The sequence below is a fragment of the Enterococcus sp. DIV1937 genome, assembly GCF_050535975.1.
GTDB lineage: Bacteria > Bacillota > Bacilli > Lactobacillales > Enterococcaceae > Enterococcus > Enterococcus faecalis.
Genome location: NZ_CP172909.1, coordinates 866362 through 880306, shown reverse-complemented (window position 1 = coordinate 880306; position 13945 = coordinate 866362). Strand labels below are relative to the sequence as shown.

Annotated in this window: 16 protein-coding genes; 1 reads left to right on the top strand and 15 read right to left on the bottom strand. The window is 36.4% G+C overall.

Features of this window, described 5'->3' with window-relative positions:
• Window position 1: 1 nt before the first annotated feature.
• Window positions 2-3466: an endocarditis and biofilm-associated pilus tip protein EbpA gene (gene ebpA, locus IGL13_RS04320; protein WP_430604641.1), complete on the bottom strand. Its 3465-nt coding sequence runs from the start codon at window positions 3464-3466 to the stop codon at window positions 2-4.
• 174 nt (window positions 3467-3640) lie between these two features.
• Here ebpA and IGL13_RS04315 point away from each other — a divergent pair, with 174 nt between their 5' ends.
• On the top strand, window positions 3641-5062 hold the full coding sequence (locus IGL13_RS04315) for a helix-turn-helix domain-containing protein (protein ID WP_002401338.1): 1422 nt from the start codon (window positions 3641-3643) through the stop codon (window positions 5060-5062).
• 185 nt (window positions 5063-5247) lie between these two features.
• On the opposite strand, the gene IGL13_RS04310 is transcribed toward IGL13_RS04315, so the two are convergent.
• The 14 genes from IGL13_RS04310 to IGL13_RS04245 form a co-directional block, all read right to left on the bottom strand.
• On the bottom strand, window positions 5248-5643 hold the full coding sequence (locus IGL13_RS04310) for a DUF805 domain-containing protein (protein WP_002358131.1): 396 nt from the start codon (window positions 5641-5643) through the stop codon (window positions 5248-5250).
• 70 nt (window positions 5644-5713) lie between these two features.
• The gene (locus IGL13_RS04305; RefSeq protein WP_002369662.1) at window positions 5714-6427 is read right to left on the bottom strand and encodes a DsbA family oxidoreductase; all 714 of its coding nucleotides are present in this window, start codon (window positions 6425-6427) and stop codon (window positions 5714-5716) included.
• 139 nt (window positions 6428-6566) lie between these two features.
• A complete protein-coding gene (locus IGL13_RS04300; protein ID WP_002390030.1) occupies window positions 6567-7013 on the bottom strand; it encodes a GNAT family N-acetyltransferase in 447 nt (148 codons plus the stop codon).
• Between the two features lie 373 nt (window positions 7014-7386).
• Window positions 7387-7629: a hypothetical protein gene (locus IGL13_RS04295; RefSeq protein ID WP_002358134.1), complete on the bottom strand. Its 243-nt coding sequence runs from the start codon at window positions 7627-7629 to the stop codon at window positions 7387-7389.
• 69 nt (window positions 7630-7698) lie between these two features.
• The gene (locus tag IGL13_RS04290) at window positions 7699-8130 is read right to left on the bottom strand and encodes a universal stress protein (RefSeq protein ID WP_002391595.1); all 432 of its coding nucleotides are present in this window, start codon (window positions 8128-8130) and stop codon (window positions 7699-7701) included.
• 52 nt (window positions 8131-8182) lie between these two features.
• Window positions 8183-8488, bottom strand: coding sequence for a hypothetical protein (locus IGL13_RS04285; RefSeq protein WP_194180152.1), 306 nt, complete (start codon window positions 8486-8488; stop codon window positions 8183-8185).
• Between the two features lie 17 nt (window positions 8489-8505).
• Window positions 8506-8703, bottom strand: coding sequence for a hypothetical protein (locus tag IGL13_RS04280; RefSeq protein ID WP_002360617.1), 198 nt, complete (start codon window positions 8701-8703; stop codon window positions 8506-8508).
• Window positions 8704-8774: 71 nt separating this feature from the next.
• Window positions 8775-9164 carry a hypothetical protein gene (locus IGL13_RS04275; RefSeq protein ID WP_002358138.1) on the bottom strand — a complete coding sequence of 130 codons (390 nt, stop codon included), beginning with the start codon at window positions 9162-9164 and terminating at the stop codon, window positions 8775-8777.
• 4 nt (window positions 9165-9168) lie between these two features.
• Window positions 9169-10491, bottom strand: coding sequence for a Y-family DNA polymerase (locus tag IGL13_RS04270; RefSeq protein WP_002382081.1), 1323 nt, complete (start codon window positions 10489-10491; stop codon window positions 9169-9171).
• A 144-nt stretch (window positions 10492-10635) separates the two neighbouring features.
• Window positions 10636-11790, bottom strand: a complete 1155-nt coding sequence (gene emeA, locus IGL13_RS04265; protein WP_002358140.1) for a multidrug efflux MFS transporter EmeA — start codon at window positions 11788-11790, stop codon at window positions 10636-10638.
• Window positions 11791-11982: 192 nt separating this feature from the next.
• Window positions 11983-12423, bottom strand: a complete 441-nt coding sequence (locus IGL13_RS04260; protein WP_002378167.1) for a GNAT family N-acetyltransferase — start codon at window positions 12421-12423, stop codon at window positions 11983-11985.
• A gap of 48 nt (window positions 12424-12471) precedes the next feature.
• Window positions 12472-12984, bottom strand: a complete 513-nt coding sequence (locus IGL13_RS04255; RefSeq protein WP_002384748.1) for a GNAT family N-acetyltransferase — start codon at window positions 12982-12984, stop codon at window positions 12472-12474.
• Between the two features lie 66 nt (window positions 12985-13050).
• Entirely contained in the window at window positions 13051-13350 is a 300-nt protein-coding gene (locus IGL13_RS04250) for a hypothetical protein (RefSeq protein ID WP_002384750.1), read from the bottom strand.
• A gap of 27 nt (window positions 13351-13377) precedes the next feature.
• Window positions 13378-13944 (bottom strand): kinase, encoded by a 567-nt coding sequence (locus IGL13_RS04245; RefSeq protein WP_002414355.1) that lies wholly within the window; start codon window positions 13942-13944, stop codon window positions 13378-13380.
• Between the last annotated feature and the right edge of the window lies 1 nt (window position 13945).

Here is a 13945-nt window from a genome sequence, read left to right as displayed (position 1 = left end):
ATTACACACTCCCTTCTGGTCGTCTAATAAAGAGATAAACACCCGCTATCACGAATGTACTAATCGCTATCAAGTAAAACCACAAGCGTCCTATGCCACCAGTTTCAGGTAAAGGAACCTTTGCTTGGTTAGTAACATCTAAAGTAATTTGATTATTCTTCTCTCCAGAAATTAAAACATCTGCTACTTTTTCCCCATCTATCGTGACTGAACCATCTTCACGAATTATTAATTCGATTGGTTCTTTTAACCCCTGATATCCTTCTGGCGTAAAGGTTTCTGTTAGAACATATTTCCCTGGTTTTAAGTTTTCAAAAACAAAAGTATCCGTTTCTTTGCCATCTTTTGGTAATTCAATATCCGTATCTGGTCCTGTTAAACGGAATTTCGCTCCTTTAAGTGGCGTCTGATTATCGGCTTTTTTATGAACCGTTAAGTCAAAAGGTTTCAAATGATTTTGATGTGTCAGTGTCCATTCTGGCGCATTTTCTTCAATATTTTTGCCTGCATAGTGAATTTCCCCATATTTATCAACAGTAAATTCATAATTTCCAGAAAGAGTGTCGTATCCTAATGGTCCTGATTGTTCCACCATTCGATACTCACCAGGTTCACTAATTTTAAAATAGCTCAATCCTGCAGTATCTGTTTTTTGAGTTGCCACAGTTTGGTAACTTCCTTGAGCATTTTTTCTTTGCAACGCAAAAGTCGCCTCTGCTAAGTTCACTTGTTTGCCATTTTGCATGGTGTATTTTCTAATTCTGATTGGCAAAGAAGAAAATTTATTTTCAATTTCCAATGGAATAACTTGATTTGTGGTGGTCACTTCTTGTCCATCGATGCTTACTTTGCCTTGCTCATTCACCTCAATTTGCCAAGTCGTTTTCTTACCTAACTCATGTCCTGCAGGTGCTTTTACTTCAGTTAATATATAGCGTTCCCCTTTTTGTAGGCGCACATCTTTTGGCAAGGAATAGCTACCATCTTTATTGTCCACTAATGTTGTCTGAACATTTTTACCACTCAATTCAAAAACGGCTCCCACTAAGTTTTTCTCACCTGAGGAAGAATTTTTGATTACTTTTAAATCTAATGGCTTGAACTGCTTCGTGTTTTTCCAAGTAGTATCGTCGATTTTTTCTTGACTGTAACCAGGAACTGCTAATTCACGGGTTGTTTGATAATTGAAAGCTTGTCCTTGATTGTTGTATTGGGGAAGTCCAAGAACTTCTTGATAGCTTTCATCCGCGGTTTTGGAAAGTTGGGTTACATTTTTGCGCTCCCAACTATTGCTGGTATCATTTTCTGGTTTTGATAATTTAATATACCCAGTTTGCCAGTTGGCTGTGTCAGTTACTTGCTTTCTACTAATTTCATAAATCACATTATCTGGCCGACTTGTCGGGTCTTGATCATACTCTTCCCAGATTTTTTTCACGTTTAACTTCACGCCAGGTGCTTTTCCCGAAGGAACCCCAAAATCAACTTTTTCAGGGGCCGTGGCTAATGGCTGAAACGTTGTCCGACCATTCATTTGATACCAAAAATCAGGTTTGAAGTTTTCTGACTCTGTTTGAATACGTACTTGATAATGAATTTGAATTTCTTGCCCTTTACCCAAATAAATCTCATTACTATTAATTGTAGCGCCTGTTAGCGACACTTCTGGTAATGTTTGAACCTGAACAGGACCCACACTTTTCATTGATAATGTATTTGGCTCGTATTTAAAAGGTTCAGCAATTGGATCAACTACTTTTCCGTTTACAACCGTTCCTGAAATCTGAACGGCTTTTTTCGCTAAATAATCAGAAATGTCTGGTGCATAATCCGCGGATTCATAATAAAGGTCTCCATTTTCATCGGCTGACACCATCTCACGCATTTTATCTTCAACTTGTTGTTTAGATAAATTAGCTCGTGGATCGCTTTGCAATTGAATGCCCAATCCATGTATTTCAATCCCACGTTGTTTTAAGGCCATTGCCTCACCTATCGTGGCGATAAACGTACTGTTAATCCGTTTATTGATATTGTTTTGATCTGGCGCATTATAGCTACCAGAGATATAAGAAGTGCTACCTGGTTGATCTTGTCGATTCGTAAATTGTGTCCCGTAAAAGCGACCATCCGCCTCTGTTTGAACTCGACTCACTTTATAAGAGAAGGTTGGGACGCCATCCGTTAAAAGTACAATGACTTTCTTATGTCCATTTGGCGTTGCTAACATATCACCAGCATCTCTTAATGCTTTTTGAGTGAAAGTTCCTCCTCTAGTGCTACTTGGCGTAATATTTTTAATTGGATTTTTGACTGTATCAAACGGCCCCATTTGAATGGCGTTGTTATTATAACCGTCACTTGAGTAGCCAACATAGCCCATGTTGATGTTATTGGTAATACCGCTATCTGCCAATGTATCAACAAAACGGTTCACTCCTTTTTGAACTTCACCAATCCGATTGTTTTCATTCATACTACCGGACCAGTCAACGACTAAGACCAAATCCAATGGCGTGATTTCTTTCTGAACATTCCCACGCACATTAAGATATACATCAAAAAGCCCTGGTGTTGTTGTTTCTCTAGCATATTTTCGGATGGCATAATCGGCTTGGTCTCCTGTACCGCCATACTCAATATAAGAATTTGTGCGATTAGTAGGGTCCCCATTCCAACTCGTTTGGCCGTCCCATTGTGCACTACCGTCTTTATTCCCTTGATGGTTTAACACATTTTGATTGCCTGTGGGCTGCCAATTAGCTGTCGGATAAGTCCCAGAATTATCCGTCGTGTATTGTGGTGCAATTAAAGGCAGTGCCAGATTCGCTCTCAAAGTAGCTGGCGCCATTCTTGCTTCTGCAAATGGATTGGTTACCTCTTCTGTTGCGGTCGGCTGTTCTGTTTTTTCTGGAGCCGAATCATTTTTGTTAGTTTCTTTCGTATTTTCTGGTACAGTTATTTTTTCTGGTTCAGTTGATTCTTTAGCAGAATCCTCTACTGTTATTTTTTCAGAAGTAACTGAAACATCATATTCGTTGTTTTCATACAATAACTTAGGTGGCTGAGCTGTTTGAAGCGAACTTTGCTCAACAGCTAACGAAAGCTGTACCGGCTTTTTTACTTGTGCGTCCAAAGTCAGATAAAGCGTACCATTAGTCACTTGGTAAGAATATCCGTCTTTTTCAATTACAGCAGTATCCATGAACTGTGCATTTTTCAATTGAATTTCTCGTTGTAATGGCTGCTCTGTTTGGTTGAGAAGATTTAACTCGATATTAATATTCGTTTTATCATTCTCATCTGTTATCATTTGAGCGGATGTAATTTCAACTTCTTTGGCTGTTTCTGCATAGCCAATGAGCGGTATGAAATAGGATGAGACAAGTAAAAAGACTACGCCGAAAACCCCAAATTTCTTTAGTAATTTAATGTCTGTTCTCTCCTTTCTTTTATGAATTAACAGTTAAATTAGAATTGCCTAGCACGTAAAATTTCATTATTCTAATCTGATAATTATTATACAGAGAAGGAGCTCATTAAATCACACCAGCTTTCATACCAAGCGGTTTCATTTCTGAAATTGCGTTATTGTTTCGATGATTGTTTCATTAAAGTAAAGGACTTGGGAGGAAACAATATGATTAGGTTTTTAGAAAAAAATTATCGGAAAATGGAAGAAATCATTCGTGTCTTATCCATTTCTGATAAATGGATGACTAAAAAAGAACTTGCAAAATATATTGGTAGTTCTGAGTCTACTTTTATTCGTTATATTGAGGAGATTAAACAGCGTTGGGGCGAAAGTTTAACCATTAAAACATCGCATAAATTAGGCTATCGTTTAGAAAACTTTAATGTGTCCTTATATTTAAACGTGCTGACGGATATGGCAAAAACGTCAACGACCACCCAATTGCTCCATGAGTTTATCCAAAATCCTGGCAAAACCATCGAATATTATTGCGATACCATCAATATTAGTCGCTCTTCTTTTGCTCGAAAATTGAAGCAGTGTAATCAGGTCTTGGAAACTTACTCTCTTCGCGTTATCGTTGATCAAGGCTATCAATTAACTAGCCAAACAGAAGAATTGCCTTTACGTATTTTTACAACCTTTTTCTTTTTAATGTATTATGGTCATTATGAATTGCCTTATCAATTAGATAAGCAGGAAATCAAACAATTAATGCGTCGTAATCAATGCCAATTAAATATTATTAGTATGGATAACAGTTATGAACACGATTTCTTTATTATGTATTTTATTGTTGATTTATTAAGAGAGCATCAAGGATTTCAACAACGTTTCCAGAAAAAAACAGATAAAAAGAGTCCGATTAAAATGGAAGATTATCTTTTACTCAGTCGTCATTTTACTGGGCTCAGCCGTGAAACCTATCGGGAAGTTCTCCGATATTTTCAAAGAGGCGCTTTTCAGCAATACTACTCCGAAGACCAAGAAGTCATCAGTCAAAGAATACGTGAAAATTTAAAATTTAATGCTTTTTCACAGATTGAACAATTAGCAGAAGAAGTCGTCGACTTCGCTGTTCACTTGTTAACCTGTCTTTATTTGTTTTCTCAATTAGTGCCTTTTGACACCTCCGAATTGACACAAAGGGCCACCTTTTTCACTCGACAAATTCATTTTACTCAGCTTCACTTATATGCACGATTAAAAGCAGAATTGCATTTCTTTTCCGCTCTTTTAGAAACAAATCTATTAAACTATTCATCTTCTTATATTTTTTGGTTGCTTAATACTTTTCCAGAAATTAACCAGAGTTTCGACTCAAAAAAGATTTTGATTATTAGCGACATGGGCCTGAATCATAGTCAATATATTGGAAACTATGTCCACGATATTTTAGCTTTGCATCGGATTCGTTCAAATACGTTAGCAATTACGGAAGAACAATTAGGTGACCATCGACTCGAAGAATTTGACTTGATTATTACCAATCAACCAATTATTGAAACCAGTGTTCCAAGTATTTTAATTAATGATGCTATCTTATTTTCTAACAAAAGAGAATTGCTCGATTTATTAAACTTTTAACGTCTTAATGGTTTTCCCTATCTACCAAAAAGATAGCCCTTTTATCAAGAACCGCGTAATGTGAGGTGCCATCATACAGAAGATATTTTTATTTTTCTGAAATAAAAAAGAAAATAGGACATAAGTCGAAATGACTTATGTCCTATTTTCACTCTTAAGATAATCAGCTAAACGAAACCAGCAAATTAAATTTCTGATTGATTCACTGGCCATCTTGTGTGACTTTTACTTGGCAAAATTAATGTAATGAAGATCACTAAAGTACCGATAAAAGGAAGTAAATAGAATAAAATCCACCAGTTACTGTGGTCGCGATCATGCAATCTTCTTGCTCGAACAGTAAAGTTTGCCAACCAAATTAAAGCAGTCAGCAAGAAAAAGATAATGGTCACAGTATTCCATTCTTTAATGATTGTTCCATCATTGGGTGTTACTTCAATATATCTGTAAACGCCCGTAATTGCTGAATAAATCCCTAACACCAAATAATTAATTAATTGTGGCCACCAATATTGTGCTCGTGTTGCTGACGCATTCATTGTTGTAATATTATTCCAGTATTCTCTATACGCGTTAAACATATTATCACCCCCGCATTAACTATTACAGAAGTCTTTCGTTTTGTCAAAGAATAACGTTATTTTATGCCGCTTAATGACACGTCCATGTGCCTTCCTTAAACTCACACGAAGCTGACTCTTCAGAAGAAGGAGTTAATGAAACTAACGGTTGCTGTTGTTTTTCTTCTGCGAGAATTTTTTGAATAGTTTGGCTGATTTGCTGTTTCGGTACTGCACCATTAATTAAATATTTTTGATTAATGATTAGTGCGGGAACTCCTTGTAGACCATAAGCAGAAGCTAGCGCGAAATCTTCTTGAACCGCCGTCCAAACAGCCTCGGAAGCAACAGCTTCTTTCCATAAAGCAAAATCAATCGTTGTCTCTTTTACTAGCTCCTCAATTACTTCTGGCTCTTCAATATTTAAACTTCTCATAAATAAACCTTCTTGTAACTTATCAAACAGTAACCAATAGGTGTCTTGATTGCCAATGTATCCAGCTGCTTTTGCTGCTAATAATGCATTCTTTGATGTTGGAAAATCAAATCGTTGCTTCCTCATCCCTTCAATATTAAAACGATGCTTTGAATCGTTTTGATTGGCATGCACCCAATGCGTCAAAACTTCTTCTTTTACTGCTGCTCGTGAGCCAAACATTGTTTCAAAATCGTTTGCTGACCATCCCAACGCAAACGACCGATGAATCAATTCAATTTCAGGAAATTCTTGTTGAATCTCATGCATGCGGTCAGACATTGGAAAACAAAAACTACAAATAACATCATGGAAAAATTCTATTTTCATCCTTACCCTCCAGTAACTCTTTTTTCAAAACAGATTGAACTAAATTTACCATTTTACTTACTAAAAGTAAAGAAATGAAGCCAATTAAAAGAAAAAGGTGAAACAAAATGCGCTTTGGCTTTTGTCTCACCTGTTCTATCTACTTATTCTGATATGTCCATTCCATTACCCGCTCGCCATTCGTATCTAATTCACCATTAAATACAAAACCAAGTTGTTGATACAACCGAATTGCTGAGCTGTTCGTATCATAAACACTCAAGTATAGCTTGTTTGTTTGGTATTTTTCTATTAGCATTAACATTAAAAGTCGACAGGCTGCTTTCCCATAACCTTGTCCTTGGAACCGTTGATCAATTAAAAAGCGGTCTAACCAAACGCGCCCATCTTGCCAACGTCCATACATGGCATAGCCGATTAATTGATTGCCGTCATAAATACCTGCCGATTCCCATTCTGGAAATTGGTCCGATTCTTTTAGATTTTCTGCCATTGATTCAATGAAGGTTTGTTGTTCAGCGAAAACTTGTAAGTTTTCCACTGCTTTACGATTATCGCTTGTTACTTTTTCAAAATGTATTTCCATTGTTTTCACCTAATTAGTTGTTATTTTCTGCATACTTATCTTCTTTCTTGCTTCTTATTTTAACATACTTATTTCCCTTTGCTTTCTCTAACTCTCTGTGATTATACGTTTCTCTTTTTTATGGGAAATCTTCCCTATAAATGGAGACTCTTTTCAAGAGATTTCTTTTTACACTACCCGTTTCAAATGATATAAATGATATATAGAGTGTTTTAACTATGTGCAACATGATTAAAAGTTAACTGTTGGGGAGCAGTTAACTTTTTCTTTTTAACCACAAAAGAGAGGATCCGCTGTGAGAAATAACTGCAGTGGATGCTCCCTTTTGTATATTATTTATTTATTTACTAGCCGATAGTTGAAAGCTTTCCCGTTACTCAGTAGTATCGATTTTGTCTTCTTGACTATCTAAAGAACGGTCAACTTTTTCGTCGTAACTTTCCATGGAATTTTCATTTTTATGTTTCTGCTTATCGACCGTTTTATCGACTTTTTCTTTCTGTCGATCAATTGTTTTTTCCATCTCTTCGCCAGCCGACGTACAACCACTCAGTAAAAGGAAACTTGTGAATAAAAACGCTGACAAGATAACTGTTTTTCCGATTTTTGTTTTCATAAACTCACCTCTCGTTTAATTAAAAAAACGTCCCGATAAAACATTGTTCCCTTGATTATTTACTCACAATTAGCGAACGACTAAGACATTGCACAAAGCATGGTTAACCACATAATCTGTAGTAGAACCAATCAAGGTTCGTTGAATAGCACCTCTTCCCGTGGCACCTAGCACAATTAAATCTATGGCATAATTTTCAGAAATCGTGTTGGCAAGATAACGTTTTGGGCTCCCAAGCTCAACAATTTTTTTGACTGTTTTTACACCAATTTCACTCGCTTGTTTTGCCTTTTCAGTGAGCATCTCTTCTGACTTGTGTTTTTCTAAATCATACAATTCTTCAAAAGAAAATGGACTCGTCGTAAATTCAGCATCATTAATAATTGTAGCTAAATAAAGAGTGGCTTGTTCCTCTTTGGCAATCCTGACAGCTTCATGAAAAGCTTTTTCAGATTGATCTGAGCCATCAAGAGCAACCAAAATATGTTGATATACTGACATTTTATCCGCCTCCTTAACCAAATTAAGAATCAAAACTAACACAACAGCTGTGTTACATTTTAGTAGCTATCTGTTGTAATTTTTCCACAGTTAATGCTTGATAATTTGTTTCTTCAAGTAGTCCCGTTTGAATTTCAACAGAAACATCTTCCGTACATGTTTCTAAAAACATTGTGGTATAATCAAACTGTTGCTCTAAGAATATTTCATATTCCAGTCGACAACGTAAAAATTCTTTCGCGGTATCTGAAACATGTAAACACATGCGGCGCTTATTCGCTTTCTTGGTTATCACAAAATAGGTTCCTTCTAAAATCGTGGTAATCTCTTCAATAATATACGCTGCATCTTTTACCATTCCGTCAATCCAGTCCTTTATTTGTTTTCAGTGTCGTTGCTTTTTTCTTTGTCGTCACTTAATAGCTCTTTAATTTTTTCACGATTATCGTATAACTTTTTTCCTACACCCACTAAGGCGCCGCCTGCCAATAACTTTGTTAAAAAACCGCCATTTGCGTTTGTTTTTTTGCCGTGGTGTCCTTTTAAATGATGTCCCATCCTAGCCACCTCCATAATTTTTATTTCTATTACCTATGAACATTATCTCATATGTTTTCACAAAACGCACGTATAACAATAGTTTTTTAATCAAGGCTCGACCACTTTGTAAACTCATGACTTTTAATATGCCGAATCTCTTCAAATAAAATATGTGTATGTCCAACTTTTGCATACTCCATTGAACTCATCCCTTCAAAAACACCAACAATTGGCGGTTGAACACGGCCAAAATCATCCAATGTATTCAATTGGATTTCTAAAACCTGGTTATTTTTTAAAGACTGCTCTAAGTATTCTTCAATTTCTTCTGTTGTCTGTTGCGGTAAGCGTTCAAACGCTCTCTTAGAATATTCGTCAGAAGCTTCGATTCCTTCTTGTAACTCCCCCAATGCAAAAGCGGTCGCCCATTTCAGTTCAAAGGGCCGATCATGGTACTCATTATAAGGTGTAAATTCTTTTTTTGTTCGTTTCATGATGTTATCCTCCTAAACCGACATTTCCTCCAGCATGTCCACCGACTAATCCTGAACGATGAATTGCCGTCGCGCCTTCCAACAAAGAAGAGGCGTGGATTAAAGCTTGAAAGCCAAATTTTTGTCGGATTTTATCAATCAGATAGTTTAACTCCATTTCACTAATTTGCTCTTCTGGTTCCGAAAATAAATCTAATTGTAAAGATTCATTCCAAACTAATTTCCCATAAGAAAGCCCTAATTGCCGGACATCGGTTCCCGCTAGATAATGTTCTCTAAAAAGGGCTAATACATAGGTAATCAAAACTTTTGTATTGTTTGTTGCAGGAATCGTTTGTTGTTTTCGCCAACCAGTTCGTCCTTCACGGTCAATTTGACCTTTGGAATAACCAACGTAGACTGTGATACATTCCGTTTGACAATGCGCTTTTCTTAAACGAGCAGCCACTTGTTCTGTCAGTTCCTTTAAGACTAGTTCAATCTGATCTCTTCGCGCATAATCTCTCGGTAAAATCTGACTATTCCCAAATGATTTTTCAGCTTTATGTTGCGCTTTTTTCCCTAAAAAGGTACGATCAATCCCCCATGAATGAGCATACAATTGAAGCCCCATCACGCCAAATGTTTCTTGTAAAAGATGCGGATTCGCTTGCGCTAACTCATATACAGAATCAATTCCTAAACGATTCAGTCGTTTAGCCATTCTGCGACCAATCCCACAAAAATCTGTCAAAGAAGGCAACTGCCAGACAGTATCTGGTACACGATCATACCGCCATTCTGCAATAAAATCTGGCGAATGTTTGGCGCCATTGTCCAACGCCAATTTAGCCAGTAACGGATTGTCCCCTATCCCAACGGTCACATAAATACCCACATGATTATAAACGACTCTTTGGATAATCCGAGCCATCTTATAGGCGGTTTCACAATGAAAATAACTTAAAGAAGCCGTTACATCAAGAAATGATTCATCTACACTAAACACAGAGTGATCTTCATCTGCGACAAACTTTTTATATAAATTATTGATTTCTTGATTTTTTTTCATGTACAAATTCATTCGTGGCGGAACCACATATAAATCAGGATGAGCGGGCACTTGATTTTTACGCGTAACATTTGAAACACCTAAAACTTTTTTTGCCATTGGCGATGCTGATAAAACTAATCCCCCCGCATTTTCGGCATTACTCATCACTACTAACATCGTTTTCAACGGATCTAACCCACGTTCTGCGCATTCTACACTAGCGTAAAAACTTTTGCAATCAATACAAAGAATATCGCGACTAGGTTCTTTTTCATAATCAAATTTCACAAACATCACCTCACTTGCAAAACCATTATACGAACAAACGTTCGATTAATCAAGCGAATACTGTTTATTTTTTTGTTTTTTTCAAGAACGGTCGGTGATCAAAAAAATAAGTATTCGGAATTATTATATTCCAAATACTTATTTTTTATTTTACATCTTATTTCGATTTAAAAATAACGATAAAAAGCCCGTTCCTAACAGAATTACTGCTGAAACATAATAAGGGAAAAAGTGATTGATATCAAATAAAGCTCCTGCTGCCATTGGTCCTAAAATATTACCAAAACTTGTAAATGTCGAATTTAGTCCGTTGATGGTTCCTTGTTGATCTCCAGCATGTTTGGATAAATAAGTAGTTACTGCTGGTCTAAACAAGTCAAACGCTAAAAAGACAATAAACGTTGAAAATACAACAACTAAATTATTTTTTGTAAAGGCAATCACGGCAATAAAAATGGCACTTGCAAAAAAGGTTAATTGGATTAAACCCATTTCACCTATTTTTTGGACGATTGCATCAAAGAAAAACAACTGACAAATCAACGCTAAAATACCACTAACCGTAATCACGATTGCTATTTCACTTGTGGTAAAGCCAAAATTAATAGTCGCCATAATACTATAAATAGATTCGAACGCTTGCAGGCCAAAAGAGGAAATTAAGATAATCACAAATAATGAGGTAAACATTGGATTTCTTAAAATATCCATAAATGAACCTTTTTTCGCTTCAACAGCGGCTAAAATTCGTTTCTCTGGCTCCTTCAAAACAGTTAATGTCAAAATAAAACCAATAAACGCTAAAAATGCGGCCGCAAAAAATGGAGCGCGAATACCTAAATAAGCAATAAAACCACCAACTCCTGGTCCGATAATAAAACCACCACTAATTGCAGCTGACACAAGCCCCATCGCTTTCGGACGTTCAGAAATCGTGGTCATATCTGCCACAAAGGCTGTCACTGACGGCATTAATAACGCGGCGGCAATCCCACCTAAACCACGAGAAATATAAAAACCGCTTTTCGCTTGGGCTAAACCAAATAATAACTCAGAAATTGAAAAAACCAACATGCCCGTCGCAATCATTTTTTTCCGACCAATTTTATCCGAAAGGACACCTGCGATTGGCGATGTGATTAATTGGGCAATCGCAAAAATAGAAATCATCATTCCCATTGTGGTACCAGAAAAATGCATTTCTTCTTTTAATTGGGGAATTACGGGAATGACTAGGCCTACGCCTAGAAAAACAAGAAATAAGTTAGAAATTGCTAAGTACATCATACTATTTTTTTTCGTCATAATTTGCCTCCTCCATAAAAAAACAGCCATCAAAAATGGCTATTTCTGTTTCTTTGTATGTACTTTCTTTGACAGTGTTTCGGCTGAAACACTCGTTGAGTCATTGAGATACATTTTACACTAATTCACTGAAAATTTCACTAGTTTTTACTTATTTTTTTAAAGGAAATTGTTATTTTTTAAAGACATAACTTAAGTATCCAAGTATTTAATGAATCGCTTTTGTTTTTTATCAGAAACATAGCCAATGTGTTCATAAAATTGATGTGCTGCTGTACGCTGTTCCCCTGAATTTAAGCGAATCGCAGACAAGTTATACTTTTTAGCTTCCGTTTCTAGTTTCGTCATTAATTGTTTGCCAATTCCACGGCCTTCTGCTTCTTTTGCCACTGCTAACCCCAGAACGTTCAATAACGTTTGGGAATAAATTGTTTCATACAGTTGCGCATGCACATAGCCTAAAATCTTGCCTGTCTTCGTTTCTTCATAAACATATAAAAACTCTCTGTCACTGGCTAGTAGTAATTTCTCAATCTGTTTACAGGTCACGTCAACGGGAACTTCATAGCCCAATTGTTCTTTATTAATGATAGTTAACGCCGCTGCATCTGTTGGCTTCATTTTTCTAATCAAGGGTAACAACCTCCTAAATGATATTTATAGAGTATTACTTTGGCTACTCTATAGTTTTTTCGATAAATAAAGAACTAACTCATCATCATTAACACACCGTTCGTTTGGTTTCAGCTGCTTATTTTGAAACCAAACTCCTGAACCATCTGGCACATATCCTTGTTTGATATATAATCTTTGCGCTGCACCATAACCAGGATGCAGGCCTACTCCCAAGGAAACAGTATCTGCATAACTTTTGGCAACATTTTCTGCACGATTTAATAATAACCGCCCCACTCCTTGTTTTTGAAATGGCAAGAATACATTGAAATCAGCTATTTCAGGATATAAATTTTTAAAAGGTCCTTCCTTAGCTAATGGCAGTAACGTCACATAACCTAACAGCGTTGCCTTTTTCTCCGCTACAAAAACCGTTCGTTGCTTGACTAATTGTTCTTCTAAATAGTTCATTAAAATCTCTTGGCGACTTGGCCAACCTTGTTGGACAAATTGAGTATCCAGCGCTAAGATATCTTTCTCTTGCATTTCTCTAATAACCACTAGCTCAGACATTAGCATTTCCTCCCGAAAAGCGTTTTCATTTTATAAAACGAAGCGAATACTTCTTCGCTCCCTTATTCATTTTCAAAAACCATCGAGTTGATGATATTTGGGCAAAACAGCAACACATGTTTTTTCTGAATTAACAGCAATAACGAACCCTTGCCATAAGGACCACGTCACCGCTTCACCTAATTTCTCTTTCACTCGTTGAATCATTTCAGCTTGCGTTAAGTCTCGTGCAGGAAAATGTTGAACTTTATCGTTACTGATTAAAAAAATAAATGATTCTGAAAAAGCTGTCATGACTTCAGGTGGTAAATTTTTTAATCGTTCTTGGTAATCCATTGAAACCACTCCTTCTTTTTTATCATACCACAACATCCATTTCTCTAAAAAGCGCAGCACTTACTACTGAATATCTGCTAAAATTTGCCTGATAATCTGCTTTTCAGACAGTTGTTCAGATAACCGCTGTTCTCCCGCAAGCCCTAAATAATCTTCTGGTAGCCACCAACGTTTCATTTCCACGACACCAAATTCTTGATTCTTGTTTCTCTGGCTATGTCTTTTCAACGTTTCTTCAAAAGAAATATCAAAATAATAAACCTGAACGTTTCCTTCAAAGAGATGGATTATTTCCTGAAAAAAGGAATGATAAATGGCTTTTTGAAAAATCCCTTCAACAATCACATACTGGCATTCTTGATACCCAAAAGCTACCAACTGTTTTAACAAAGCAATACTTAGATTACCTGTTTCATCTTTAACACGAAGCATTTCTCTGCGCACCACATCTTGAGAAATCAATAACGATTGTTCTTTAAGACACTGATGAAGCGCGTTAGCTATCGTTGTTTTACCACTACCAGAATTACCACGTAAAATAATTAATTTCGGTTGCATCTGTTTCCCTCCATTTTCTTGATTGTTGAAAACCAGCACAAAAGAGCAAAAAACTTGGAAAAAACTCTCCAAG

Coding starts and splice junctions, on each gene's coding strand:
- IGL13_RS04310 (WP_002358131.1), bottom strand. CDS start 5,643: ATGTTTAACGCGTATAGAGAATACTGGAATAATATTACAACAATGAAT.
- IGL13_RS04250 (WP_002384750.1), bottom strand. CDS start 13,350: ATGTTGTGGTATGATAAAAAAGAAGGAGTGGTTTCAATGGATTACCAA.
- IGL13_RS04270 (WP_002382081.1), bottom strand. CDS start 10,491: ATGTTTGTGAAATTTGATTATGAAAAAGAACCTAGTCGCGATATTCTT.
- IGL13_RS04275 (WP_002358138.1), bottom strand. CDS start 9,164: ATGAAACGAACAAAAAAAGAATTTACACCTTATAATGAGTACCATGAT.
- emeA (WP_002358140.1), bottom strand. CDS start 11,790: ATGACGAAAAAAAATAGTATGATGTACTTAGCAATTTCTAACTTATTT.
- IGL13_RS04285 (WP_194180152.1), bottom strand. CDS start 8,488: ATGGTAAAAGATGCAGCGTATATTATTGAAGAGATTACCACGATTTTA.
- IGL13_RS04315 (WP_002401338.1), top strand. CDS start 3,641: ATGATTAGGTTTTTAGAAAAAAATTATCGGAAAATGGAAGAAATCATT.
- IGL13_RS04305 (WP_002369662.1), bottom strand. CDS start 6,427: ATGAAAATAGAATTTTTCCATGATGTTATTTGTAGTTTTTGTTTTCCA.
- IGL13_RS04255 (WP_002384748.1), bottom strand. CDS start 12,984: ATGCTAATGTCTGAGCTAGTGGTTATTAGAGAAATGCAAGAGAAAGAT.
- IGL13_RS04300 (WP_002390030.1), bottom strand. CDS start 7,013: ATGGAAATACATTTTGAAAAAGTAACAAGCGATAATCGTAAAGCAGTG.
- IGL13_RS04290 (WP_002391595.1), bottom strand. CDS start 8,130: ATGTCAGTATATCAACATATTTTGGTTGCTCTTGATGGCTCAGATCAA.
- IGL13_RS04280 (WP_002360617.1), bottom strand. CDS start 8,703: ATGGAGGTGGCTAGGATGGGACATCATTTAAAAGGACACCACGGCAAA.
- IGL13_RS04295 (WP_002358134.1), bottom strand. CDS start 7,629: ATGAAAACAAAAATCGGAAAAACAGTTATCTTGTCAGCGTTTTTATTC.